The organism is Caulobacter sp. Root1455 (assembly GCF_001426905.1).
GTDB lineage: Bacteria > Pseudomonadota > Alphaproteobacteria > Caulobacterales > Caulobacteraceae > Caulobacter.
In genome coordinates, this window is sequence record NZ_LMFQ01000020.1 from 415,453 (window position 1) to 440,646 (window position 25,194).

The 25,194-nt window shown below is 68.0% G+C and carries 25 protein-coding genes; 13 read left to right on the top strand and 12 right to left on the bottom strand.

Translation table 11 applies throughout. The features are described 5' to 3' along the window. The first annotated feature begins 88 nt into the window (after nt 1–88). Both ASD21_RS11390 and ASD21_RS11395 read left to right on the top strand, forming a co-directional pair. Nucleotides 89–796: a glutamine amidotransferase-related protein gene (locus ASD21_RS11390; RefSeq protein ID WP_056440700.1), complete on the top strand. Its 708-nt coding sequence runs from the start codon at nt 89–91 to the stop codon at nt 794–796. A gap of 59 nt (nt 797–855) precedes the next feature. Further along, complete coding sequence (locus ASD21_RS11395) at nt 856–1,503, top strand: hypothetical protein (protein ID WP_056440701.1); 648 nt, start codon at nt 856–858, stop codon at nt 1,501–1,503. A 4-nt stretch (nt 1,504–1,507) separates the two neighbouring features. Here ASD21_RS11395 and hemF read toward each other — a convergent pair whose 3' ends face one another. Then, nucleotides 1,508–2,380 (bottom strand): oxygen-dependent coproporphyrinogen oxidase, encoded by an 873-nt coding sequence (gene hemF / locus ASD21_RS11400; protein WP_056440703.1) that lies wholly within the window; start codon nt 2,378–2,380, stop codon nt 1,508–1,510. A gap of 1,040 nt (nt 2,381–3,420) precedes the next feature. Further along, on the bottom strand, nt 3,421–3,882 hold the full coding sequence (locus tag ASD21_RS11405) for a tRNA (cytidine(34)-2'-O)-methyltransferase (protein WP_056440705.1): 462 nt from the start codon (nt 3,880–3,882) through the stop codon (nt 3,421–3,423). A gap of 204 nt (nt 3,883–4,086) precedes the next feature. Between ASD21_RS11405 and petA the strand changes: the two genes are divergently transcribed. Genes petA through ASD21_RS11420 form a run of 3 tightly spaced genes read left to right on the top strand, consistent with a single transcriptional unit; the run spans nt 4,087 to nt 6,823 of the window. Further along, entirely contained in the window at nt 4,087–4,638 is a 552-nt protein-coding gene (gene petA, locus ASD21_RS11410) for a ubiquinol-cytochrome c reductase iron-sulfur subunit (protein ID WP_056440707.1), read from the top strand. Nucleotides 4,639–4,643: 5 nt separating this feature from the next. Further along, the gene (locus tag ASD21_RS11415; protein WP_056440709.1) at nt 4,644–5,963 is read left to right on the top strand and encodes a cytochrome b; all 1,320 of its coding nucleotides are present in this window, start codon (nt 4,644–4,646) and stop codon (nt 5,961–5,963) included. A 5-nt stretch (nt 5,964–5,968) separates the two neighbouring features. Beyond that, on the top strand, nt 5,969–6,823 hold the full coding sequence (locus tag ASD21_RS11420; RefSeq protein WP_056440711.1) for a cytochrome c1: 855 nt from the start codon (nt 5,969–5,971) through the stop codon (nt 6,821–6,823). 64 nt (nt 6,824–6,887) lie between these two features. Here the strand turns inward: ASD21_RS11420 and ASD21_RS11425 are convergent, their stop codons facing one another. Further along, complete coding sequence (locus tag ASD21_RS11425) at nt 6,888–7,652, bottom strand: hypothetical protein (RefSeq protein ID WP_056440713.1); 765 nt, start codon at nt 7,650–7,652, stop codon at nt 6,888–6,890. Between the two features lie 125 nt (nt 7,653–7,777). Between ASD21_RS11425 and ASD21_RS11430 the strand changes: the two genes are divergently transcribed. Then, nucleotides 7,778–8,356, top strand: a complete 579-nt coding sequence (locus ASD21_RS11430; protein WP_056440716.1) for a hypothetical protein — start codon at nt 7,778–7,780, stop codon at nt 8,354–8,356. On the opposite strand, the gene ASD21_RS11435 is transcribed toward ASD21_RS11430, so the two are convergent. The 4 genes from ASD21_RS11435 to ychF all read right to left on the bottom strand — a co-directional run bounded on the left by ASD21_RS11435 (nt 8,353) and on the right by ychF (nt 11,807). Beyond that, a complete protein-coding gene (locus ASD21_RS11435) occupies nt 8,353–9,039 on the bottom strand; it encodes a dienelactone hydrolase family protein (protein ID WP_056440717.1) in 687 nt (228 codons plus the stop codon). The two genes, ASD21_RS11430 and ASD21_RS11435, sit on opposite strands and share 4 nt — an antisense overlap. Nucleotides 9,040–9,041: 2 nt before the next feature. After that, complete coding sequence (locus ASD21_RS11440) at nt 9,042–9,722, bottom strand: dienelactone hydrolase family protein (RefSeq protein WP_056440720.1); 681 nt, start codon at nt 9,720–9,722, stop codon at nt 9,042–9,044. Between the two features lie 104 nt (nt 9,723–9,826). Then, entirely contained in the window at nt 9,827–10,516 is a 690-nt protein-coding gene (locus ASD21_RS11445) for a hypothetical protein (RefSeq protein WP_156390659.1), read from the bottom strand. Between the two features lie 190 nt (nt 10,517–10,706). Beyond that, nucleotides 10,707–11,807 (bottom strand): redox-regulated ATPase YchF, encoded by a 1,101-nt coding sequence (ychF, locus tag ASD21_RS11450; protein ID WP_056440725.1) that lies wholly within the window; start codon nt 11,805–11,807, stop codon nt 10,707–10,709. Nucleotides 11,808–12,724: 917 nt separating this feature from the next. Between ychF and ASD21_RS11455 the strand changes: the two genes are divergently transcribed. Next, a complete protein-coding gene (locus ASD21_RS11455; RefSeq protein WP_056440727.1) occupies nt 12,725–12,943 on the top strand; it encodes a hypothetical protein in 219 nt (72 codons plus the stop codon). Between the two features lie 4 nt (nt 12,944–12,947). Here ASD21_RS11455 and ASD21_RS11460 read toward each other — a convergent pair whose 3' ends face one another. The 3 genes from ASD21_RS11460 to ASD21_RS11470 form a co-directional block, all read right to left on the bottom strand. After that, complete coding sequence (locus ASD21_RS11460; protein ID WP_056440728.1) at nt 12,948–13,196, bottom strand: DUF2188 domain-containing protein; 249 nt, start codon at nt 13,194–13,196, stop codon at nt 12,948–12,950. Between the two features lie 263 nt (nt 13,197–13,459). Then, nucleotides 13,460–14,467, bottom strand: a complete 1,008-nt coding sequence (gene cobS, locus ASD21_RS11465; protein WP_056440733.1) for a cobaltochelatase subunit CobS — start codon at nt 14,465–14,467, stop codon at nt 13,460–13,462. A gap of 127 nt (nt 14,468–14,594) precedes the next feature. Next, nucleotides 14,595–15,014 carry an RcnB family protein gene (locus ASD21_RS11470; protein ID WP_056440736.1) on the bottom strand — a complete coding sequence of 140 codons (420 nt, stop codon included), beginning with the start codon at nt 15,012–15,014 and terminating at the stop codon, nt 14,595–14,597. 234 nt (nt 15,015–15,248) lie between these two features. Between ASD21_RS11470 and ASD21_RS11475 the strand changes: the two genes are divergently transcribed. Continuing rightward, nucleotides 15,249–15,965 (top strand): phosphatase PAP2 family protein, encoded by a 717-nt coding sequence (locus tag ASD21_RS11475; protein ID WP_442856965.1) that lies wholly within the window; start codon nt 15,249–15,251, stop codon nt 15,963–15,965. A 75-nt stretch (nt 15,966–16,040) separates the two neighbouring features. Beyond that, nucleotides 16,041–17,261, top strand: a complete 1,221-nt coding sequence (locus ASD21_RS11480; protein ID WP_056440739.1) for a hypothetical protein — start codon at nt 16,041–16,043, stop codon at nt 17,259–17,261. Nucleotides 17,262–17,282: 21 nt separating this feature from the next. On the opposite strand, the gene ASD21_RS11485 is transcribed toward ASD21_RS11480, so the two are convergent. Beyond that, nucleotides 17,283–17,933, bottom strand: coding sequence for a J domain-containing protein (locus tag ASD21_RS11485; RefSeq protein WP_056440742.1), 651 nt, complete (start codon nt 17,931–17,933; stop codon nt 17,283–17,285). A 59-nt stretch (nt 17,934–17,992) separates the two neighbouring features. Here ASD21_RS11485 and ASD21_RS11490 point away from each other — a divergent pair, with 59 nt between their 5' ends. Next, the gene (locus ASD21_RS11490; protein ID WP_056441183.1) at nt 17,993–18,265 is read left to right on the top strand and encodes a BolA family protein; all 273 of its coding nucleotides are present in this window, start codon (nt 17,993–17,995) and stop codon (nt 18,263–18,265) included. A 105-nt stretch (nt 18,266–18,370) separates the two neighbouring features. Next, nucleotides 18,371–18,814, top strand: coding sequence for a cytidine deaminase (gene cdd, locus ASD21_RS11495; RefSeq protein ID WP_056440744.1), 444 nt, complete (start codon nt 18,371–18,373; stop codon nt 18,812–18,814). A gap of 58 nt (nt 18,815–18,872) precedes the next feature. Here cdd and ASD21_RS11500 read toward each other — a convergent pair whose 3' ends face one another. After that, on the bottom strand, nt 18,873–20,921 hold the full coding sequence (locus ASD21_RS11500; protein ID WP_056440748.1) for an alpha/beta hydrolase family protein: 2,049 nt from the start codon (nt 20,919–20,921) through the stop codon (nt 18,873–18,875). 309 nt (nt 20,922–21,230) lie between these two features. On the opposite strand from ASD21_RS11500, the gene ASD21_RS11505 reads away from it, so the two are divergent. Together ASD21_RS11505 and ASD21_RS11510 are read left to right on the top strand one after the other, a co-directional pair. Further along, nucleotides 21,231–24,254 carry a TonB-dependent receptor plug domain-containing protein gene (locus ASD21_RS11505; RefSeq protein WP_082554722.1) on the top strand — a complete coding sequence of 1,008 codons (3,024 nt, stop codon included), beginning with the start codon at nt 21,231–21,233 and terminating at the stop codon, nt 24,252–24,254. Nucleotides 24,255–24,402: 148 nt separating this feature from the next. Next, a complete protein-coding gene (locus ASD21_RS11510) occupies nt 24,403–25,188 on the top strand; it encodes a hypothetical protein (protein ID WP_056440751.1) in 786 nt (261 codons plus the stop codon). The last annotated feature ends 6 nt before the right edge of the window (nt 25,189–25,194 follow it).

Here is a 25,194-nt window from a genome sequence, read left to right on the forward strand (position 1 = left end):
CAAGGGCGGGAATGACGGCTGAAAGGGTGGTTGAACTGGGTCGCGCGTGACCACAAATGCCCGTCAGCCCCGGTGGAGACCCATGCCCATGAAGATCGGCTTGCTTGAGACCGGCGAACCGCCCGAGGCGCTGCAGCCCGAGTTCGGCCGCTATGGCGCGATGTTCCAGGACCTGCTGGGGCCCGGTCACGACTATGTCGTCTACGACGTGCAGGCGGGGGCCCTGCCCGCCGATCCGGCCGAGTGCGAGGCCTATATCGTCACTGGCTCGTCGGCGGGGGTCTATGACGACCTGCCGTGGATCGAACCGCTGAAGTCCTTCCTGGTCGAGGTCCGGGACCGACCCCTGGTCGGAGTCTGTTTCGGCCACCAGGTCATGGCCGAGGCGTTCGGCGGCAAGGTGGTGAAGTCCGACAAGGGCTGGGGCGTTGGCCTGCACGTCTACGATGTCGCCGAGTTCCAGCCCTGGATGGACTTTGGAATGGATGGGGACGCCAAGGTCGCCGTCCCCGCCTCGCACCAGGACCAGGTGGTCGAGATCCCGCCGGGGGCCCGGGCCGTGGCCGGCAGCGCCTTCACCCCGGCCGGCGTGCTGGTCTATGACGACCGGCCGGCGATCTCGATGCAGTTCCATCCCGAGTTCGACCCGGCCTATGCCCGCGCCCTGATCGAGGCCCGGCGCGGCAGCCGCTTCACCGACGCCCAGGCCGACGCGGCCATCGCCAGCCTGGGCGGCGTCGACGATCGGGCGCGGGTCGCCGGCTGGATCGAGGCCTTTCTCGCCCACGAGGCCTGAAATCAGGCAACCTGGACCGCTAGCCAGCCGTTCCGGCTGAAACGCGGGAGACCAGGACCATGAGAGCTGTCGCCATCGTGCTTGCCGCCGGTTCGCTGATGGTCGGCGGAGCGCTGCTGTCCAGCGTTGGAGCGGCCGCCCCCGCCGCACCGCCCGCGGCGCCGGTCGAAACCCTCAAGAGCGTCGCCGATTTCACCTCGATCCAGGACCCGGCCGCCCGCTCGGTGGCCCTGTTCACCGAGGCTGGCAAAGTGATCAACAGCCCGCGCTGCATGAATTGCCATCCGGTCCAGCGCGCCCCGACCCAGGGCGACAATCGCCATCCGCACAACCCGCCGATGGTGGCCGGCCAGAGCGGTCACGGACCCGTCGGCCTGTCCTGCGCGTCCTGCCACGGCCCGGCCAATTTCGCGACCTGGGGCCAGGACATCAAGTCGATCCCCGGCGATCCGAAATGGGCCCTGGCCCCGGTCGAGATGGCTTGGCAGGGCAAGTCGCTGGGCGCGATCTGCGCCCAGATCAAGAACCCGGCCAAGAACGGCGGCCGCTCGCTGGCCGAGCTGCATCACCACATGGCGCAGGACCACCTGGTCGGCTGGGCCTGGAATCCAGGCGACGGCCGCCGGCCCGCGCCGGGGACGCAGGCCCAGTTCGGCGAACTGGTGAAGGCCTGGATCGATACGGGCGCGAAATGTCCTAAGGCCTAGGGCCCTACGGCCACTTCACCGCGGGCGGCATCGAGCTGAGGATCGACTCGACGTTGCCGCCGGTCTTCAGGCCGAACATCGTGCCGCGGTCGTAGAGCAGATTGAACTCCACATAGCGGCCGCGCTGCACCAGCTGCTGCTCGCGCTCCTCGGGCGTCCAGGCCTCGCCCATCCGGCGGCGAACCAGCTCGGGGTAGATTTCCAGGAACGCCTTGCCGACATCCTGGGTGAAGGCGAAGTCGCGGGCCCAGTCGCCGCTGTCGTGGTGATCGTAGAAGATCCCGCCGACGCCGCGCGGCTCGTTGCGATGAGGCAGGAAGAAGTACTCGTCGCACCAGGCCTTGTACTTGGCGTGCCAGGTCGGGTCATGGGCGTCGCAGGCCCGCTGGTAGGCGGCGTGGAAGTCGACGGCGTCGGGAAAGTCCTGCCGGCGCTGGTAACCGAGCAGGGGCGTCAGGTCGCCGCCGCCGCCAAACCAGGTCTTGGTGGTGGCGATGAAGCGGGTGTTCATGTGCACGGCCGGCACACGCGGATTGGTCATGTGGGCGATCAGGCTGATGCCGGTGGCGAAGAACCGCGGGTCTTCCTCGGCGCCGGGCATGTTTTTCGCCATCTCCGGCGTGAAGGTCCCGAAAACCGTCGAGACGTGGACGCCGACCTTCTCGAACAGGCGGCCGTGCATCATCGACATCACCCCGCCGCCGCCGGCCTCGCGGTCCCAGGGCTTGCGGACGAAACGGCCGGGCTCGCCGGCGTAGAGGTCGTCGGGGGCTTCGTCCTCCAGCCGTTCGAATTCCGCGCAGATCTGGTCGCGCAGGCTTTCGAACCAGGCGCGGGCCGTGGCTTTTTTCTGGTCGAGGTTCAGGGCGTCGGTCATGGCCAAGCCGATTAAGCGTTCGCCGCGCGCGGCGCAAATACGCAGGAGCGCGTAGAGGCCAACCGCGTCGCGCCTTGCTTCCGATCAACTGGGGGGATTGGGAATGTCTAGGGGGACCCGGCCGCGTCCATCCCCGCCAGCGACGCGAAAAAACCGAGCTCTTTCAAGGCTCTGGAAAATAATCAGCGTCACCAACGCGCCAGGGTTCAAACTTCCCGCACAATAAACCCGTCCCCATCGCGGGGGAGGGCTCTTGGTACCGGCCCAAGCAGGCGATGGAGATCGAACCGAGCGGGGCCTGGCTGGCCTGGCGGGNGCACAATAAACCCGTCCCCATCGCGGGGGAGGGCTCTTGGTACCGGCCCAAGCAGGCGATGGAGATCGAACCGAGCGGGGCCTGGCTGGCCTGGCGGGCGGATCGTCGCGGGAAGCGGGTCTCAGAAGGATCCAAGGCCCGGGGTGGATGCAAGCCGGACGGCCGGGGTCGACGGGGCTGGAAAGTTCAAACCGGCCTGTTCCAGGATCAGTCGGAGTCGCCGACGGCCCCTTCCGGGCGACCTGATCCTGCCCGTCCGAGGGGGAACGTCGATCGGGATGAAACAGGCCCTCAGTCGCCGTCCCTCGGTCAAAACGGTTAGATCAGCACGAATTGCACCGCCATCAGTCGGAGTCGCCGACGGCCCCTTCCGGGCGACCTGATCCTGCCCGTCCGAGGGGGAACGTCGATCGGGATGAAACAGGCCCTCAATCGACGTCCCTTGGTCAAAACGGTTCGGCGGAGCGGTCAGGTCTAGCCGAAACGCACACACAACACCCACGGTCATCCGGGCTCGGCCCGGACCGCTCCGCGCCTCCCCATCCACCTTTCGGGTCATCCCGTCAGGCGGCGAAGCCGTGTGTCCCAGGTCCTCCCCCCGTGGGGGAGGTGTCGGCCCAGCCGACGGAGGGGGGAGTGTTCGGAAGATGGCCAGACCTACGATCTTCGATCCCAAACCTCCCCCACCGGCCTTCGGCCGCCTCCCCCACCAGGGGGAGGGCTTTTAGACCTCCGGAAACCCGTCCGTCTGCCGCAGCGCCTCGCCGAGCGCCATGGCCGCCGTCGTGGCCAGGTTCATCGATCGGGCCTCCGGCCGCAGAGGGATCGTCAGGCGCGAGAAGGCCGCCTCGTGAACCTCTGGTGGCGCGCCGCGGCTCTCGTTGCCGAACAACAGGGTGTCGCCTGCCTGGAACGCGAACTTATGGAACGGGGCGGTCGCCTTGGTGGTGAACAGCAGCAATCGACCCTCGCGACGTTCCGGCGCGGCGAGAAACGCTTCCCACGAGGCGTGGCGGATCATGTGGGTCAACGGACCATAATCCAGGGCCGCGCGCTTCAAGCTCTTGTCGTCCAAGGGGAAACTGCAGGGCTCGATGACGTCCAGACCCACCCCCAGGCAGGCGCCCAAACGGATCGCCGCCCCAACGTTCTGCGGAATGCCGGGTTGAAAAAGCGCGAGCCGCATTCTAAGCGAACCACCATAGAGCCAGCAGGGGCATTTGCTGCGAATCGAAAGGGCTTGCGGACTTCGTCCGCGCGTCCGATAGGACGATCCGCTTTTGCCTCTTGTGGCGAAGACCCGTTCGCGGGTCCAGACAGTATGCGCCGACAGGCGTTTCTCCAGGCCGGGCCGTCTTTGGCGGCGCGGCGGCATCGAAGGGTGACTTGGGTGGCCGACACCGCCGTGGGCGCAAAAACAGATCCGGCGCATGGGGAAGACCCCAGCCGCCGGGATTTCATCTACATCGCATCGATGGCGGTCGCCGCCGGCGGCGCGGCCGCGATCGCGTGGCCGTTCATCGACCAGATGAACCCCGCCGCCGATACGCGGGCCTTGGCCTCGATCGAGTTCGACGTGACCAAGGTGGGCGAAGGCCAGCAGGTCGTCGTCAAGTGGCGCGGCAAGCCCTTGTTCGTGCGCAACCGCACCAAGGCCGAGATCGCCAAGGCGGTCGCGGATGACAATGCGTCGATGAAGGATCCCGAAAAGGATTCGGCGCGCGTGAAGCCGGGCAAGGCCCAATGGCTGATCGTCGGCGGCAACTGCACCCACCTCGGCTGCGTCCCGACCTTCGGCGGCGGTGATTACGGCGGCTGGTTCTGCCCGTGCCACGGCTCGGTCTACGACACCTCGGGTCGCATCCGTAAGGGCCCGGCTCCGAAGAACCTGATCGTTCCGGAGTACGCCTTCCTGTCCGACACCAAGGTCAAGATCGGTTAAGCGAGATGAGCGGACATTCGACCTACGAACCCAAGACCGGTTTCGAGCGCTGGCTCGACGCCCGTCTGCCGATCGTGCGCCTGGGCTACGACAGCTTCGTCGACTACCCCACGCCGCGTAACCTGAACTACTGGTGGACCTTCGGCGGCATCCTGTCGCTGTGCCTGGCCTCGCAGCTGATCACCGGCATCATCCTGGTGATGCACTACACGCCGAGCGCCGACCACGCCTTCGCCAGCGTCGAGCACATCATGCGCGACGTGAACTACGGCTGGTTGATCCGCTACATGCACGCCAACGGCGCGTCGATGTTCTTCATCGCCGTCTACATCCACATGCTCCGCGGCCTCTACTACGGCTCCTACAAGGCGCCGCGCGAAGTGCTGTGGCTGCTGGGCTGCGTGATCTACCTGCTGATGATGGCCACGGCCTTCATGGGCTACGTCCTGCCCTGGGGCCAGATGAGCTTCCACGGCGCGGTCGTGATCACCAACCTGTTCGGCGCCCTGCCGGTCGTGGGCGAGAGCATCACCACCTGGCTGTGGGGCGGCTTCGCGGTCGACAACCCCACCCTGAACCGCTTCTTCTCGCTGCACTACCTGCTGCCCTTCATGATCGCCGGCGTGGTGATCCTGCACATCTGGGCGCTGCACGTGGTGGGCCAGAACAATCCGACCGGCGTCGAGCCGAAGTCGAAGGCCGACACCGTGCCCTTCACCCCGTACGCGACGGTGAAGGACGGGTTCGCGATGAGCGTCTTCCTGATCCTCTTCGCCTTCTTCGTCTTCTTCATGCCCAACGCCCTGGGCCACGCCGACAACTACATCCCGGCCAACCCGCTGGTGACGCCGTCGCACATCGTTCCGGAATGGTACTTCCTGCCGTTCTACGCGATCCTGCGCGCCGTTCCCGACAAGCTGATGGGCGTGCTGGCCATGTTCGGCGCCATCGCCTGCCTGTTCGCCCTGCCGTGGCTGGACCGCTCGAAGGTGCGCTCGATGCGCTACCGCCCGACCGCGAGGATCCACTTCTTCATCTTCGTGGTGGCCTGCTGCATCCTGGGCGTCTGCGGCGCCAAGTTGCCGGACGATCAGATCATTCCTGGCCTGACCACGTTCAAGGTGATGGAATCGGACCTGAACAGCTTCGTCTGGCTCAGCCGTGTCGCGGCCGCCTACTATTTCGCTTTCTTTGTGATCGTGATGCCGTTCCTGCCGCTGTCGGAAAAGACCCTGCCGGTGCCGGACTCCATCGCCTCTCCCGCCCTGTCGCATCCGGCCGCCGCGCCGGTCGAAGCGACCGCCGCGCCTGAAATGAAGGGCTGATCCCGATGCTGCGCAAACTCTCCGTCATCGCAGCGGTCGCCGGTCTCCTGACGGCCGGCGTCGCGGGTCCGGCCCTGGCCGGCCACGGCCCGCTGGAGGCCAAGGACGTCCACTGGTCGTTCGAAGGTCCGTTCGGCAGGTTCGACCAGGCCCAGCTGCAACGCGGCTACAAGGTCTATCGGGAGGTCTGCTCGGCCTGCCACTCGATGAGCCTGGTCAGCTTCCGCAACCTCGGCGACAAGGGCGGTCCGTTCTACGACGAGAAGTACCCGAACTCGAACGACAACCCGTACGTCAAGGCGATCGCCAAGGACTACGAGGTCGCCGACATCGACAACGAGACCGGCGACGCGATCAAGCGTCCGGCCACCCCGGCCGACCGCTTCCCCGCGCCGTTCGCGAACGAGGCCGCGGCCCGCGCCAGCAACGGCGGCGCCCTGCCGCCGGACATGTCGCTGCTGGCCAAGGCCCGCGAGGCCGGTCCGGCCCACATCTATTCGATCGTCACCGGCTACGTGGCGCCGCCGGCCGGCCTGAAGGTCGATCCGACGTCGCACTACAACCCGTACATGGCGGGCGACCTGACCTCGTACTGGTCGGGCAGCCACGAGCACGTGCCTCCGGGCGGCTTCATCGCCATGGCGCCGCCGCTCAAGGCCGGCCAGGTGACCTTCGACGACGGCACCCCGTCGACGCTGGACCAGCAGGCCAAGGACGTCTCGGCCTTCCTGATGTGGGCCGCCGAGCCCAAGCTGGAAGAGCGCAAGCAGACCGGTTTCGCCGTGCTGCTGTACCTGCTGCTGTTCGCGGGCCTGCTCTACGCCAGCTACCGCAAGGTCTGGAAGAACGAGTCGCACTGACCCGTTCCACGGTCTGAAGAGATCAGGGCCCGGCGGTGACGCCGGGCCCTTTTTCTTTGTCCGTCTACGGGGTCGCCGGGGCGGGGGTCAGCCACAGGCGCAGGGCCTGGGGATCCAGCCGCAGGCGATAGCCGGCCAGCGTCTGGACGCCCAGGCCCCCGACCACGCCGTCGGGCAGGTCGCCGGCCACAACGGCCGGCAGGTCCTGGCGCAGAACACCGTCCAGCGACAGGCCGCGCAGGATTCCGGCCGGCTTCTGGCGCGGTCCGTCGGCGGCCCCACGAGCCCGCACCCCGCCGCCCGAGGCCGTGTCCAGGGCGAAGGGGCCGGAGACCCCCTTGAGGCCGTCCGAGGCCGCCGCGAGGATCGTGGGCACGCCGCCGACCATGGTCACCGGCAGGCCGCCGTTCTGGCCGTCCACGGCCGCTCCAGGGCGTTCCAGCCGCAGGCGGCACGGCGAGAAGTCCAGGGTCACCACATAGCGGTCCAGGATGTCGGCGCCGATCACCCCGACGATCGGAGTCGAGAAGCCGACGGCGCGATAGTCCAGGCTCTGGACCACGATGGGCGCGGTCTCGACCCGCTGCCCGGCCAGGCGCACGGGCAGGGTCAGGGCGGTCTCGACATGGCCGGCGGCCTGGGCGACGTCGAGGTGCAGCAGGGTGCGCGGCGCCGACAGGTCGATCACGTAGTCGCCGGCGATCTCGCCGACCGCGGCCGGGGCCACGACCGCGCCGTTCTCGAACCAGCAGGCGGTCTCGCCCGCCAAGGCGGGGCCGCCGCGCGCCGCCAGCAGGCTCAGGAACAGCAGGGGGACGACGCGACGCATGATCCGATCCTAGCCAAGGTTTGCGTGGCGGGCGACCGCCGCGCGCGATCCGTGTGAGGCTTGACTCAGAGGACTCTGTATATCAGAGTAATCTGTATAAGCCGCTCCAACCAAGAGGTCGTCCGATGCGAGTCCTGTCCGCCCTTGTCCTCCCCGTGACCCTGGCCGCGGCGGCCGCGCCCGCCCTGGCCCAGAGCCCGCCCGACCCGGCGGCGCGGGTCGCCAAGCAGCAGGCGGCGATGAAGGCCCTGTCCTGGATGGACGGCGTCTGGCGCGGTCCGGCGGTGACTACCCGGCCCGGCGGCGTCAAGGTCACGATCACCCAGACCGAACGCAGCGGGCCGCTGCTGGGCGGCGCGGTGCACGTGGTCGAGGGACGCGGCTACAACGCCGATGGCTCAACCGGCTTCAACGCCCTGGGGATCATCTCCTACGACCCCGACAAGGACGCCTACAGCATGCGCTCCTACGCCATGGGCCAGGCCGGCGACTTCCCGATGACCCTGACCCCGACGGGCGCGGTCTGGACGATCCCGGCCGGGCCGGCGACGATCCGCTACACGATCACCGCCAAGGACGGCGTCTGGCATGAGGTCGGCGAGCGGGTGGTCGAGGGCCAGCCCCCGATGGCGTTCTTCGAGATGACCCTCAAGCGGATCGGCGACAGCGATTGGCCGGCGGCGGGCGCGATCCCGCCGAACTAGGCCTCGCCCCGCGCGCCGCCCGCCCGCTGGAACAGCTGCAGGGTTCGCAGCATCGCCAGGCTGGCGCTGTCGGCGTGATAGCCGTTGGGCGCGACGAAGGCGTGGCCGGCGTCATAGAGCCAGACGGGCAGGTCGGGGTGGGCGGCGGTGATCGTCTCGACCTCGGCGGGCGGGATCAGCGGGTCGGTCCGGCCGAAGTGCAGGATGGTCGGGGTCTTGGGCTGCTCGTCGACGTAACCCGCGATGTCGCCGCCGTAGAAGCACGACACCGCCGTCAGGCCGGTGCAGCGGGCCGAGGCCAGCCAGGCCGTCGTGCCGCCGAAGCAGAAGCCCATGGCGAAGACCTTGCCCTTGTCCGCCAGCAGGTCGATCGCCGCCTGCACCCGGGGGAGGGCCGCCGCGCCCCAGCCGCTGGCCAGGCCCATGGCCATGCGGGCGTCCAGGTTCGGTGGGTCGAGGTCGTCGGCCGGAAAGGGGGCGTCCGCCGCGTCCAGCAGGCTGGGGGCGATCACCTCGTAGCCCTGCTCGGCCAGGCTGTCGGACAGGGCGCGGATGTGCGGCGTGACCCCCCAGATGGCGTGCAGGATCACCAGCCCGCCCCGCCGCGCCTCGCCGGGCGGGGCGTGGTAGGCCGAGACCGCCTCGCCGTCGGCGGTCGTCAGGACAATGCGGGCGCCGGCCATGGTCAGGCCGCTCCGTGAGCCGCGAACAGGTCCAGGCTGCGTCGGCGGGCCAGCTTGGCGTCCTCGAGGTCGGAGTCTGGCCGGCCGTCGTTGTTGAAGCCGTGGCCGCTGTTTTCGTAGATGTGGACCGGAACCTCGGGGTGGGCCGCGGCGAGTTTGGCCTTCACCGCCTCGGCGGGGATGTGGCCGTCCTTGCGGCCCAGATGGACGATCACCGGCGCGTTCAGCGGCAGCTCGGCGTTGGCCGCGATCATGCTGCCGTAATAGGCCGCCCCCGCCGCCAGGCCCTTCAGCTTGCCAGCGGCCAGCCAGACCAGCGAACCGCCCAGACAGTAGCCGACCGCGAACACCGGGCCGCGCGCGGCCAGGGCGTCGATGCAGGCCTGGATGTCGGACAGCATCTTGTCCAGCCCGATCGTCTGAACGTGGCCGATCCCGATCGGGAAGGCGGCCGGCTCGTGGTCGGCGGCATAGCCGGGGGCGGCGCGGTCGAAGAGCGACGGCGCCAGCACTTCGAAGCCCAAGGCCGACCAGCGCGCCACGTCGGCCAGCACATATTGATCCAGACCGAAGATCTCCTGGACCACCACGATCCCGCCCCGGCGCTCACCCTCGGGCTCGGCATGGGCGGCGGTGAACGAAAAGCCGTCGAGGGCGGAGGTCAGGGTCGTCGTCTGGGCCATGGAAGCGCTCCGGATACCGATCGGGGGCCACGCTGACGCGCGACCCCCGGGATCTACACCAATCGTCTCTGTTCCGGAGGCCCGAGCCTCCGCGACGGCCGTCTTCAGCCCTTGCCGGGCTTCAGCGAGCAGGCCAGGCCCGCGGCCTTGGCCTCGGTGCAGCTCATGGCCTGAAGGCCGGCCTTCGAACGCGGCTGGGGCGCGTCGATGATATAGCCGGACCCGCCGTCGCACAGCACTTCGTAGCGCGAGATGGCCGGATCGCCGCCGCCGCCCAGATAGGCGCCCTGGGTCGGCTTGCAGGCCAGGCCGGCCTTCTTGGTCAGCGAGGCCAGGCCGTCGGTCGAACCGACATTGGCCTTCAGGCGGCAGGTGGTCAGCTTCGGGCCCCGGCCCTTCTGGGCCTTGGCGGAGGAGAGCAGCGCCACGCAGTCATAGGCCGTCAACGCCGCGCCGGTCTTGGTGACCACCCAGCCGAAGTCGTTCTTGCAAGCGACCTCGTAGCTGACGGTGCGCACGCCGGCGCGGTTGGCGTTCATGATCAACCCGGCGTCCACCAGTTCGCAGGCCACGCCGGCCTCGGTCGCCAGGCTCTGGGCTTCGCGCTGCTGCAGCGGGTTGGCCGATTCGCGGAAGCCTTTCCCGGCCGCATCGGCGGCGTTCATCTTGTTGGCGAAGTTCGGATCGGTGAACTCGCGTTGGGTGTAGTTCGAAGCGGTCGGCAGGCCCGGCGCCTGCGCCATGGCCACGGTTGCGAGACTGGCGAACGCCAGCGACAGGATCAAAGCTCTCATGAAAACCCCCAAGGTGACTGTGCCGTGCGCGGCTCCCACCACGCTTGGCGGCTATCGAGACTCGTCGCGCGCCGGATTTCAAGGTCGGAATGCCGGCCCTGGGGCGTCGCCGACGGAAAACCCGGGGATGTGATCCTGGCGGAGGCCGTCCTCGCGACGCCGTGGCGGGCGAGGACGGCGGATCAGGCCGCTAGACGTTGAACCGGAAGTGCATCACGTCGCCGTCCTTGACGACGTAGTCCTTGCCTTCGGCCCGCATCTTGCCGGCTTCCTTGGCGCCGCTTTCGCCGCCCAGCTTGACGAAGTCGTCGAAGGCGATGGTCTCGGCGCGGATGTAGCCCTTCTCGAAGTCGGTGTGGATGACGCCGGCCGCCTGCGGGCCGGTGTCGCCGACATGGATGGTCCAGGCGCGGGCTTCCTTGGGGCCGACCGTGAAATAGGTCTGCAGGCCCAGCAGGTTATAGGCCTCGCGGATCAGGCGGTTCAGGCCCGGCTCGGCCAGGCCCAGGGTCTCGAGGAACTCGCTGCGCTCGTCGGCGTCGAGCAGGGCGATCTCGCTCTCGATCTGGGCCGAGATCACCACGCTGTTGGCGTTGTCTTGGGCGGCGCGAGCCGCGACCAGGTCGCTGTACTTGTTGCCCTTGTCGGCGCTGCCTTCATCGACATTGCAGACATAGAGCGCCGGCAGGGCGGTCAGCAGCTGCAGCATGTGCCAGGCCTTCTCGTCGTCGGCGTCGATCTTGGCGACGCGCGCCGGACGGCCTTCGCGCAGTTGGTCCAGGGCCAGGTTGGCCAGGCGCAGGGTGTTGGCGCTGTCCTTGTCGCCGCCGGTCTTGGCGCGCTTCTCCAGGGCGGGAACGCGCTTTTCCAGGCTCTCCAGGTCGGCCAGCATCAGTTCGGTCTCGATGATGTCGAGATCGCTGATCGGGTCGATGCGGCCTTCCACGTGGACGATGTCACCATCCTCGAAGCAGCGGGCCACGAAGGCCACGGCGTCGCAGTCGCGGATGTTGGCCAGGAACTGGTTGCCCAGGCCCTCGCCCTTGCTGGCGCCGCGCACCAGACCGGCGATGTCGACGAAGGTGATCCGGGCCGGGATGATCTCTTTGGAACCGGCGATCTTGGCCAGGGCGTCCAGGCGCGGTTCGGGAACGGCCACCTCGCCGGTGTTGGGCTCGATCGTGCAGAACGGATAGTTGGCGGCCTGGGCCGACGCCGTCTGGGTCAGGGCGTTGAACAGGGTGGACTTGCCGACATTGGGCAGGCCGACGATGGCGACTTTAAGGGCCATGGATCTCTCGTGAACTTCGGTGGCGCGCGCTTAGCACGGATCGCGCGGGAAGTCCCAATCCTCCGCCCCCTCTGGGGGCGGACAGACCGCGAAGCGGTCAGGTTTGGGGCAAGTGTTCGCGGGCACGATCTCTCGTTCTCACGCGGCAAGCCGCTGAGGAGATGGAAAGGGTCGCGGAGCGCCGGACACCGTCCGGAGAACTTTGAATAGATACCGTTTCGACGAAGCCCGATCGCTCCGCGCCATCGTTATCCGGAAGCCCGCGGCGCTGAGCCCTGTTAGGGCCTCGCCGCCTTGAAGCTTCCGACGGGCGGGCCAGGTCAACGAACCCCGGTCCCGGACCGCGAACGTGTCACCGTCCGCCTGCTGCTAGGTCAGCCCTCACGCCACGCCGTTTTAGTGTTCCATGCCCGGCCGGCCCTGGAGACGTGAGGTTTGATGCTGTCCCTACGCACGCGGACAACACCGCCGACAGAGCTTCCCGCTCGATCGCCCCCNCTGTTGCTAAGCCAGCCCTCACGCCACGCCGTTTTAGTGTTCCATGCCCGGCCGGCCCTGGAGACGTGAGGTTTGATGCTGTCCCTACGCACGCGGACAACACCGCCGACAGAGCTTCCCGCTCGATCGCCCCCCGCCGCCGCATCGGTCGCTGGCCATGCGCCCTTTCCCTGCGTCGAGGTGAGACAAGGATACGGGCGCCGCGAAAGGGTGCGGGGAATAAAGATTTAAGCGAGCCAGTTCAGCGCCCTAGGGCCGAATGTCGTGTGACCTTGCGGCGCCCCATGGGCCGGGCGCCTGGCCGGCCCGCGCGACGGCAGTGTCGGCTGGCTGACCGACGATGCATCCGCCGTCGCGCTAGATTCCGCTCGGGCGATGGCTGGTCGGCATGGCGGACCCTTCGCTCGGGGCGGGCGAGCATGGGGAAGACCTACACCTTCGTGGGCTTGAGCGCGGACGGCCGTTCGCCGTTTGTCGACATCCGCGTGTTCGAGAACGGCGAGGATCCGGCGATCCACGCCCGCGGGGTGCTCGACGAGCATCGCAGCTGCGCGCGGATCGAGGTCTGGGACGGTCATGTCCGCCTGTTCACGGTCGGCCGCGACCTCGCGGATACCGGCGAGGTCGCGCCGGGCTGAAGCCCTATTTCTTGCCGTCGACCACGTGGGTCGTGGGACGGTCGTCCCCGGCCGACAGTTCCTCGCGCCACTGGCCGCGCTCGTCCTCGTACGAGATTCCCGTCTCCTCGCCCGCCACCCGCTGTTCGCCGGCCGCGCGCTGGGCCGCATGCAGGGCCGCGTCGTGGGTGCGGAAGGTCTCGGAGAACACGTCGCCCACCTTGTAGGCCCAGCCGCCGTCGTGCTCGACGATGATGTAGGTGATGTCGGTCATGGGCGCGGCTCCGTTCGGGTTGCTCAGAGAAACTGCGCCTCGAAGGGCGCGGTTCCAAGCGGGAAGTCTTGAAGGGAGGGGGGCTGGCCTTCTCCTCACCCGCAACGCGGGGGAGGTGGCGCGATGCGAATACGCATCGTGACGGAGGGGGCGTCGGCCTCTGCCCGAGACGCCCCCTCCGTCACGTCGCCGATGGCGCCGCGCCACCTCCCCCGTTTCACGGGTGAGGAGAAGGAAGAGAGGGCCCGTCTAGTAGGGCGACCCTAAGCCACCTTCACCCGCGCCGCGCTCTCCGGCAGATCCGTCCCGAACGCCCGCTGGTAGAACTCGGCCACGGTCGGGCGTTCCAGTTCGTCGCACTTGTTCAGGAAGGTCAGGCGGAACGCCAGGCCGATGTCCTTGTCGAAGATTTCGGCGTTCTGGGCCCAGGTGATCACCGTGCGCGGGCTCATGACGGTGGAGATGTCGCCGTTCATGAAGGCGTTGCGGGTCATGTCGGCGACACGGACCATGGCGGCGATCGTGCGCTTGCCTTCCGGGGTGTCGTACGACGGGTTCTTGGCCAGGACGATGCCGGCCTCGACGTCGTGGTCCAGATAGTTGAGCGTCGTGACGATGCTCCAGCGGTCCATCTGGCCTTGGTTGATCTGCTGGGTGCCGTGATAGAGCCCCGTGGTGTCGCCCAGACCGATGGTGTTGGTCGTCGAGAACAGCCGGAAATAGGGGTTGGCGCGGATCACCCGGTTCTGGTCGAGCAGGGTCAGCTTGCCGCCGGCCTCCAGCACGCGCTGGATGACGAACATCACGTCCGGGCGGCCGGCGTCGTATTCGTCGAACACCAGGGCGATCGGGCGCTGCAGGGCCCAGGGCAGGATGCCTTCGCGGAATTCGGTGACCTGCTTGCCGTCCTTCAGGACGATGGCGTCCTTGCCGACCAGGTCGATGCGCGAGACGTGGCTGTCGAGATTGACCCGCACCAGCGGCCAGTTCAGCCGGGCGGCGATTTGCTCGATGTGGGTCGACTTGCCGGTGCCGTGATAGCCCTGGACCATCACCCGCCGGTCGTTGGCGAAGCCGGCGCAGATCGCCTTGGTCGTCTGCGGATCGAACTTGTAGGCCGTGTCGATCTCGGGGACGTGGCTGTCCTTGTGGCTGAAGTACGGAACCTTCATGTCGCTGTCGACGCCGAACGCGTCGCGAAGCGTGACCCACTTGTCGGGGGCCAGGGTGATCAGGGGATCGGCGGCGTGGCTGTCGGTCAGGTCGGGCATGCTTTGTGGATTACCGCCTTGACCCAGGGGAGGGGAAGGGGCGAGGGCCCTTTCAGGCTTGAAAAATGCAAACGCCCCGGACGGCGGAACCGTCCGGGGCGCTCGAATGAGGTCCTTGGGAAAGGGCCTAGTTGTTGGCGATGATCACCGAGGCGATCAGGCCGGTGGCCACGGCGGCCAGGATGTAGCTGTCGTCCACGCGCTGCCAGCGATAGCCGCGGGGCGGGGCGCGCAGGCCGTGACGGCGATAGTCGGTCACATAGTAGCGGTGGTCGCGGTAGCGGGCGTCCAGGCGCTGGCCGCGCTGCCAGTGGCGATACTCGTGGCGGGCGTCGCGGCGATCGTGGCTGTAGTCGCGACGGTCGTGGCCATAGTCGCGACGATCGTGGTCGTAGCGGCTGTCGTGACGCTGGTCGTAGCGGCTGTCTTGACGCTGGTCGTAGCGGCCGCGGTCGTCATAGCGTTGGCCCGCGGCCATGGCCGTGCCCGACAAGGCCGTACCGGCCAGCAGGGTCGCCGCGAGGGTGGTGATGATCAGACGCTTCATAACGAGGTCCTTTCCTGTTGTGTGGCAGTCCGACACTGCCGAACCTCTTCGATAGTCCGACACTAGCGAGAGTGGTTTGGACCGGACATGAACGGCGCTGGTCAGGAATGGTTCATCCTGTTTCAGGGCCGCAACATTTGGTGAGCCACGGGGAATACTTGTGCGGCGCGGAATCGATTTTTGTGCGTTCACTTGCACATGATGAATTTGTCCTTCTTTCAGCCTCGCCGGGATTTGCCGCGACTGCTAAGCGCCGCCCGGAGCGAACTGGGCGCGGTCGCGGCGCTGCTGATCGTGGCGGGCGGGCTGCTGGCCTTCCTGCACGTCTCCGACGAGGTGGCCGAGGGCGACACCCGCGCCTTCGACCTGGCGGTGCTGAAGGCGCTGCGGCTGCCGGGCGATCCCAACAGCCTGATCGGGCCCAAATGGCTGCACCTCGCCGCCACCGACATCACGGCCCTGGGCTCGGTGACGGTGCTGGGGCTGATCGTGGTCCTGGCGCTGGCCTTGATGCTCTGCCTCAAGCGCTGGAGCGAGGCCCTGGTGGTGCTGGTCGGCGCCGGCGGCGGGGTGGCGATCAGCCAGGGCCTCAAGCAGCTGTTCGGGCGCGAGCGGCCGGACCTGGTCTATCGCGCGGTCGAGGCGGCCAATCCCAGCTTCCCCTCGGGCCACGCCATGCTGTCGGCCGTGGTGTTCCTGACCCTGGGCGCCCTGGCGGCCCGGTTCGCGCCCCTCAAGCGGATCAAGGCCCTGGCCCTGGGGGCGGCGGTGGTGCTCAGCGTGCTGGTCGGGGCCTCGCGAATCTATCTGGGCGTCCACTGGACCAGCGACGTGCTGGCCGGCTGGAGCCTGGGCGCGGCCTGGGCCATGGCCTGCTGGGTGGCGGCCTGGGCGTGGGAGCGGCGGTTCGGCGCTCCGGCGATTTCCCCGCGTGGGACGAACGCGCCCTGACGCTATCGTAAAGATGGTGTTATGGTTTCACGCCCCTCCTGGTCGAGATCGGCCGCCGGCGGCGGGAGCGCGAAGATGCGAAAGCTGGCCACGGCCGTCTTCGTGACGGCGCTCGTCCTCGGGGCGGTGCTGATGCGCACGCCCGCGGTCGCCAACTTGATCGGCCTGACGCCGGCCACCTGCGGCGCCGGCGAATACATGGTCGGCGTCAGCGGCCGCGGCGGGGATTTCATCAACGCCATCCGCCCGGTCTGCCAAAGCTGGAACCCCGCCACCAGCACCGCGGGCCCGACCCGCAACGGCCAAACCCAGGGCGTCCCGGGGGGCGGCGAGGGCGTGGCGATCTGCCCGCGCGGCTCGGCCGTCAGCGGCATCGAGATCCGCCACGTGACCCAGGGCGAGGACATGTTCCTGCAATATGTCGCGCCGCAATGCCGAACCATCCTGCCGCCGCGCGACATCGTCCAGATCGGCCGCCTGCAGTTCGGCCAAGGCGGTTCGCCGACGCCCAGTTCGGGACCGACCTTCCACGGTTGCGGCCCGCGCGAGCTGGCGATCGGCATCTCGGTGGCGGTCGGCCGGGCTCATGTCGCCGAGGTCGACCTCAAATGCCAGTTCGCCCCTGGTCCGTCGCCCCCGATGTCGAGCCGCGACACCGAGCATGGGACCAGGCTCTACACCGGCCCGACCATCCGCACGGCCAGCGGCGACGACGTCAGCCTCGATTTCTGCCGCGAGTTCGGGACCAACTGCGGCCAGGCGGCCGCCAACGCCTTCTGCCGGGCCCATGACGAGCTGGTGGCGACGGGGTTCGAGCCCGCCTCGCGGATCGGCGTGACGGCGGTCATCGCCAACGGTCGCATTTGCGGCCCGACCTGCGACGGCTTCCGCAGCATCGAATGCGGCAAGGCGGCCGGCCCGGGATCGGTGTTCACGCCTCGCCCGCCGCTCTCGGTGACGCCGTCGCCGACGCCATCCCCCGCGCCCGCGCCCGCGCCGCCGCCGACCACGACCCATGTGCCGGTCGCCCAGATGACCGGCGTCATCTATCGGAATCCGGAGATCACCGCCGCCACGGGAGAAACCGCCCCTCTGGACTGGTGCCGCGACTACGGGGCCGAATGCGGCAAGCCCGCGGCCGACGCCTTCTGTCGAGCGCAAGGCCATGCGCGGGCCGATCACATTCAGCCGCGACCGGACATCGGCAGAACGGTGATCATCGCCACCGGCGCGATCTGCGCCGATCCGACCTGCGACGGATTTCGCCTTGTCGAATGCGTCCGCGCCGGGGAGTAGCCGGCGGCGGGTTCGGGCGGCCTACTTCGCCAGCCCGGACTTCTGCAGCGTCTTGTAGGCCTTGATCACCCGCTGGAGCTTGTGCTCGGCGCTGCGGTCGCCGCCGTTCATGTCGGGGTGGCAGCGCTTGAGCAGGTCCTTGTACTTGGCGCGGATCGCCGCGCCGTCGGCGCCGGCTTCCAGATCCAGGTCGGCCAGGGCCTGGCGTTCCAGCTTGCCCAGGGCGCGACCGGCCGAGGCCGATTCGGCCTTGCGCTGCTGGGCGCGGAACAGGCCGAACGGGTCGTTGAGGTGACGGGCGTCGCGGGCGGCGGCGGCGGCGGCCTCGCGCGAGCGCGAATCGGCCTTCATCGACCAGGTCGGTCGGCCGCCGGTCATCTTCTCCTGCTCCTGCTGCGAGCGGATCTGGCCCTCGCTCATGCCGGCGTAGAAGTTCCAGTTCTTGTTGTACTCGGCCGCGTGCCGCTGGCAGAAATTGTAGTAGACCCCCGGCATGTCGCGCGACTTGGGCGCCTTGGCCGTCGCGGCCGAGCGGCACTCGGGGTGATCGCAGCGCACTTCGCCCGGTTTCAGGGCGAAGACGTCGTTCTCCCGAGCCGCCTCCTCAGGCGATTTGGGGGGGCGGACACGGATGTCGAAAAACTTGGGGCGATATTCGAAGTCGGCGCTCATGGCGCTTAGAGTAAGCCGCAGCTATTTCCGTTCAAGGATTGACAAGCAAGGAAGCCATCATGGGCGCCGTCGCCGATGCCATCGCCGCCAAACTGACCACCGCTTTTTCGCCCACCAGGCTGGAGGTCGTCGACGACAGCGACCGCCACCACGGCCATGCCGGGCATCGCGAGGGCGGGGAGAGCCACTTCAACCTGCTGATCGAGGCCCAGGCCTTTGCGGGCAAGGCCCGGGTGGCCCGCCAGCGGCTGATTTTCCAGGCCCTGGCCGAGGAGATGGCGGGCCCGGTCCATGCCCTGTCGATCGTCGCCAAGGCGCCGGGCGAGGCCTGATCCCTTCGCGCGAAAACGGGCTTGCCAGGGCGGCCCGCGACTGATTGCCTCTCCGCCCGGCGCGGCCCTGCAAAACGGCAGGAAACGCCGGCGAACGAGGCCGGCATGAGCGCGACAGAGAATTCCACCCCGATCCCGATCTTTTTGGACCAGGACAGCGAAGCCGCCCTGGCGGCCGCCTTGCCGGCCCTGCTGGCGCGGTCCTACGCCCGCTATTCGAACTTCACGGTGGCCGCCGCGGTGATCGACGCGGACGGCCGCGCCCACCTGGGGGTCAATGTCGAGAACGCCGCCTATCCGTCCGGCACCTGCGCCGAGCAGACGGCGATCGGGGCGATGGTCACGGCCGGCGGGCGCGGCATCGCCAAGGTGCTGATCGCCGCCGGCTCCGACGCGGTGGTCCAGCCCTGCGGCGCCTGCCGTCAGCGCATCGCCGAATTCGCCACCGGCGCCTGCGAGATCGTCTCGGTCCAGGGCGGCAAGGCCACGCGCCGCACGCCGTTCTGGAGCCTGCTGCCCGACTCGTTCGGGCCCCGCGACCTCGGCTAGAGCATTTTCAAGCGAATTGGACTCCGGTTCGCGTGAAGAAAATGCCCGAAACAAAGATCTAGAGCCCGCCCGGGCCGCAGTCCTTGGCCAGGAAGCTCTCGATCTCGGTCAGCTGCTGCACCGCCATGGCGGGGGTCCAGGTGTCCAGGGTGTGGCCCATGTCCTTGATCTCGAACGCCCGGTAGGGCTTGCCCGCCGCCTTGATGGCGGCGGCCACGCCCTTCATCTCGCCGCCGTCGGACACCGCCTGGTTGACGTCGCGGTCGCCGCGATACAGCAGCACGGGAATCTTGACCTCGCCGGCGTGGGCCACCGCGTCCAGGCCCTCGACCGTCGGCCGCTGCAGCTCGCGCAGCTGGCGGTTGTTGAAGGTCTCGCGCTTGAAGCTGGCCAGCGAGCCCGGGGCGCCTGAAACAGCGCATTGATACAGGCCGTTAGGCCGGATGGCGGCGACCAGGGCCGCGTAGCCGCCGTAGGAATAGCCGAACATGGCGACACGGTCGGGCGCGGCGATCTTCTGGTCGATCAGCCACTTGGCGCCGTCGTCCTTGTCGTCCTGCATCTTCTGGCCCCACTCGCCGTCGCCGGCGCGCCACAGCTTCTGGCCCCAGCCGGTCGAGCCGCGGAACTGCGGTTGCAGCACCGCGTAGCCGCGGCTGGCGAAATACTGGGTCCAGCCGGTGGGGTCCCAGCCCAGGTCGTCGCGCGCCCACGGGCCGCCGTGCGGGGCGATCAGGGCGGGATAGGGCCCAGGGCCGAACTTGTCGGCCGGCGGCCTGGTCAGGAAGGCCGGGATCATCAGGCCGTCCCGCGCCGCATATTCGACCAGGGTGGTGTCGCCGAGCGTGGACAGGTCCAGGTCTGGATTGGCCCTGCCCAGCAGGCTCAGCTGGCCCGTATCGGTGAGCCTGTAGAACTCGGACGGCTGGCGCGGTCCGCTCTTCTCGACGATCACGGTCTTCAGGTCGTCCGATCGCGAGATCACCATGGCGTTGGCGCCCGACGGCACGCCGATCTTGACCTGGGCGTTCGAGCCCGGATCGGTCCAGGTCATGGCGACGGTCTTGATCCCCAGGGCCGCGCGCACGCCCTTGTCGAGGGCGGCCAGCTTGTCGTCGGTCCAGTAGATGGAGGTGCTGGGCCCCTGGTAGGTGAAGCCCAGGATCTGCCCCAGGCGAGCGGGCGTGCGGTCGATTAGCACGCCGCCGGCCTCGAACACCTTATGCTCGAACAGCGGCTCGGTGATCTTGCGCTGCTTGAGGTCGTATTCGTAGACGCCGGCCTTGTCGCGCCCCAAGGACGAGCGGACGAAGACGATGTTCGGGTCGGTGGAGAACCCGACCACGTCCATGTTCTCGCGGTTCTTGGCATAGTTGCGGAAGTGCTCGCTCCACTGCCCCGTGGCCGGGTCCTTGAACCATTGGGCGACATAGAGCTTGCCGTCCTCGAAGTCGGCCGACTGGCGGGCCCGGATCTGGCCGGTCAGGTCGGCGCGGTACGAGAAGTACTTCTCCGAGGCGCTTTCCAGCTTGGTGGTCTCACCGCTGTAGAGGTCGAGCTTGAGGATGTCGCCGCTGGAGCGCAGGCGCCGGTCCAGGACGATGACGTGCCTGGGGTCCTGCGGAAGGCTGTCCAGCAAGATGGCGTTGTCGAACTTGGCGACGTATTCGTCGACCGCCGAGCGGGCGTGGCTGGGGGCCAGCAGGCCGGTCCATTCCTTGCCCTGCAGGTCCGAGACGAACGAGCGGCGAAGGTGGCCGCGGTCGTCGCCTTCCGTGAAGACCTGGATCGTGTCGATCATCAGGCGGTCGCTCTTCAGGAAGCGCACGCCCTGGATGCGGACCTTGCCCGCGCCGATCACCGCGAAGGGTTTGCTCAGATCGTCGGTGTTCCACACCGAGATGGTGACGACATTGCCGTCGGCCGAGGTCAGGGCGGCCAGGTGCTTGCCGTCCGGCGCGATGCTGACGTCCGAGATCGCCGGGGCGCGGACCAGCGCGAAGGCGGAGGGAGGATCGCCGGCCCGGGCGATCACCGGCGCGCCCGAAAACGCCAGCGCGAGCACCGCGGCCGCGGCGCGCAGGCCGCCGGCTATCGAAATCGTCATCTGTTGCCCCACACGAATACGCCGCCGACCGAGGGCGCCCTCAATAGCGTCCCGCGACGCCCGCGCGACCTTAGCGAGCATTGTATCGGCCAGAAAGAGGGCGAACGGCGTTCCCTCCGGCCGACAAGGTCAAGCTTTGCAGGGGTTTTGCCTAAAGTGAGGGCTGGACGACACAGTTTGGCGCAAATGCGACAAAACGGCGTCAGCAATGTTGCGTGTTTTGATCAACGCATGGTCAGCTTGTGACTTGCCGTTGGTCTGAGGGGATCGGACGGCCCCACATGTTCGTGGTTATGGGGACACAGCTTCATGATTGTCAGCCGGAAATATCTGCTCAACACGACCGTGCTCGCGGGCATGGCGATCGCGGCCGCCATCGGCGCGCCCGCCGCGGCCCTGGCGCAGGAGGCCGCTTCCACCGCGACGGCGCAGCCGCCGCCGGCCGACAATTCCGAGGTGGAGGCCCTGGTCGTCACCGGGTCGCGCATCAAGCGCAATGAATTCACCAGCCCCGATCCCATCCAGGTGATCTCGGCCGAGAAAGGCCAGCTGGCCGGCATCGCCAGCACCGCGGGCCTGCTGCAGTCGTCGACGATCGCGTCGGGCTCGCCGCAGATCACCTCGGCGATCTCCAGCGCCTTCGTCACCGACGGCGGCCCGGGTTCGGAAACCATCTCGCTGCGGGGCCTGGGCGCCAACCGCACCCTGGTGCTGTTGAACGGCCGTCGCGCCGGTCCGGCCGGCGTGCGCGGCGGCGTGTCCGCCTTCGACCTGAACGTGCTGCCGCTGTCGTCGATCGACCGCGTCGAAATCCTGAAGGACGGCGCCTCGTCGATCTACGGCTCCGACGCCGTGGCCGGCGTGGTCAACATCATCACCAAGCGCGACACCGACGGCGTCAATCTGGAGATGTTCGTCAGCCAGCCCCAGGACAAGGGCGGCGAGGAGTTCCACGCCAGCGCCAACTGGGGCAAGACGTTCTCGCGCGGCTTCTTCAACATCACCTACGACTATTACAAGAAAGAAGAGCAGACGAACGGCCAGCGGGACTACACCAGCTGCGGCCAGTCCTACATCTTCGACGCCCAGGGCAAGCGCAAGGACACCATCGATCCGCGCACCGGCCAGATCCAGTGCCGCGACCTGCTGTACGATCAAGTCTGGCTCTATGACTACCCGGACTTCAACGGCCGGAACGGCAAGATCCAGTACGACTATTCCGGCAAGATGGGCCAGTTCATCCCGCAGACGCCGACCAATCCGGTCGACGGCGGCTATCCGGGCATCCCTCCGGGCTTCTTCATCGTCGGCGACAGCCTGGACCCGGCCAATCCGGACATGGGCGTGCTGGACTACAACAGCCCCTACAACCTGGCCAAGTCGCTGACCCCGCGCACCGAGCGCAACACGATCTTCGCCCAGGGCTCGTTCGACGTCACCAGCAGCGTCGAGGCTTATGGCGAGGTGCTGCTGAACCGTCGGGCGAGCAAGACCAACGGCTACCGCCAGTTCTGGACCTATCTCTACACCGAGGATCTCGGCGATCCCTTCAGCGCCGGCTTCACCGGCGACTTCGTCCTGAGCCCGACCCCGGTCACCAACTTCAACCGCGACGGTCAGAAGGTCGACTACCAGCGCTATGTCGGCGGCTTGCGCGGCGACTTCGGCGGCGTCGACTTCCTGAAGGGCTGGGACTGGGACATCTTCGCCCAGTACAGCCACTCCAAGGGCGAGTACTCGCAGGACGTGATCCTGGATGACGCGGTCAAGAGCGCCGACGGCCGCAGCGACTTCGGCAGTTTCGGTCTGGGCAACGCCAACTCGATCCCGCGCCCGACCGCCTCCTGCGTCGGCTACAAGACGCCGATCAGCAACCGCGACTGCGTGGACGTGAACTGGATGTCGGCCGACTTCCTGGCCGGCAAGTACACCGACGCCGAAAAGAAGTTCCTGTTCGACACCGAAACCGGCCGGACGATCTACAAGCAGCTGGCCGTCGAAGGTTCGGTTTCGGGCGACCTGTTCAAGCTGCCGGCCGGCCCGGTCGGCGCCGCGTTCGGGGCCGCCTATCGTCGCGACGAGATCAACGACACCCCCGGTCCCATCACCATGGCGGGCAACATCTGGGGTTCGTCGACAGCCGGCATCACCGCCGGCAGCGACAAGACCAAGGAAATCTACGGCGAACTGAGCGTGCCGATCTTCAGGGATATGCCGCTGGCCCAGAAGGTCGATCTGTCGCTGTCGGGCCGCTACACCGACGTCGACTCCTACGGCAGCGATGAGACCTACAAGGTCGGCCTGAACTGGCAGCTGATCTCCTCGCTGCGCCTGCGCGCCACCAAAGGCACCTCGTTCCGGGCCCCGGCCCTGTTTGAGCTCTACAAGAACGCCGAGACCAGCTTCGCGTCGCAGCGCTCGATCGACCCCTGCATCCGCTGGCAGTCGAACCTGACCGCCGGCAACATCACCCAGCGCGTCGCCGACAACTGCGCCGCCGACGGCATTCCGCCGGCCTACACCGGCGCCGGCGCCACGGCGACCATCACCTCGGGCGGCGGCGCGGGCTCGCTCGAGGCCGAGACCTCGGACGCGGTGACCTACGGCGTGATCTGGACCCCCAGCTTCGCCGACCTGAACGTGGCGTTGGACTATTTCGACATCGAGGTGAACAACGAGATCACCCAGCTGGGCGCGAGCCGGATCATCGGCGGCTGCTATCGTTCGACGACCTTCCCGACCGACAAGCTGTGCTCGCTGTTCCAGCGTGGTCCGTCGCACCTGATCACCACGGTCACCGACAACTACCTGAACATCGCCTCGCAGAAGAACCGCGGCATCGATCTGACGATCAACTACGCGCACGACCTGCCGTGGGACACCAAGCTGTCGGTCGAGCTGCAATCGACCTGGCAGCTGGAGGACACCACGGCCCTGTTCGCCGACGACGTGAAGGACACCAACGGCTTCGTGGGCGATCCGGACTGGACCGGCCAACTGGGCTTCACCCTCGAGAAGGGCGACTGGACCGGCTACTGGCGCGTGGACATGATCGGCAAGGCCTCCGACGCCGAGACCGAGGCGGACCACAACGCCGCGGGCACCACGTTCTACAAGATCCACACCGAGTTCACGGCCTATCACAGCCTTTCGGTGCAGCGGGAGTTCGACCGCTGGACCTTCCTGGGCGGCGTGGCCAACCTGTTCGGCGAGGATCCCCCGCAGATGACCCTGGCCCAGGGCAACTACAACACGGTCGGCCGCTCGGTGCTGGCCTCGCAGTACGACTATGTCGGCCGCCGCCTGTTCGTGCGGATGACGGCGAAGTTCTAGACCTGGCCGGACCGCGGGGCGCCAACAAGGCGTTTCGCGGTCCATCGTCAGGCGCTAGGTTCAAGCGGCGGAGCGATCCGCCGCTTTTTTCTTGCGGTCGCCCCTTCCATCCCCGGAGGGCGCGGCCAGGTCACAGGATCCGTCTCGCGTGAACGCCGTCATCCGTGGAAAGCCGGACAATCTCGACGCCATCGGCGCCCGTTTCGAGCGGGCCGCGCTGAGCCAGCCGGTCCTGCTCAACAGCGTTCCCAAGGCCGGAACCCACCTGATCCGCAACATCCTGCGGATGTTCGTGGTCAAGGAACAGCACTGGCCCAGCGAGTACATCCAGCACGGCCTGCTGCGCCGCAGCCTGGCGGCGTTCTCGCCGGACAAGCCGTTCCTCAGCTGGGGGCACCTGCTGTTCTCGGACGAGGCGGCGATCGCGCTGCGCCGGGTCCGGCACATCGTCCTGGTCCGCGACCCCTATGACTGGGTGCTGGCGCGGGCCCGGTTCTACGTGTCCGACGAGTTCCAGGGCTCGCTGAACCACATCAAGGGCGGCGCCGTGGCGCCCGAGGACGTCATGAACATGATGATCCTGGGGGTGAACGGCCACGTTCCGACCCTGCTGGACATCTACACCTACAACGCCGCGGCCTGGATGGGCACGCACGCCGTGATCGTCCGCTACGAGGACATCGTCGACGCCCTGAGCGACCTGGACTCCCGGCGCGCCGAGGCGTTCTTCACCCGGCTGCTGAACGACTGCGGGCTGGACCTGCCGGCCGACTGGCGCGAGCGGGTCGAGGCCGGCGCCGACCGCCGCGAAAGCCGCACGGCCAGCGAGAACCTCAACCTGACGGCGGAATTTCCCAGGACCCTGCCGGACATCCAGAAGCGCCTGGTCGATTTTCATGCCCCGGGGCTGCGCGCCCTGTTGGGGTACGCCTAGAGCGCC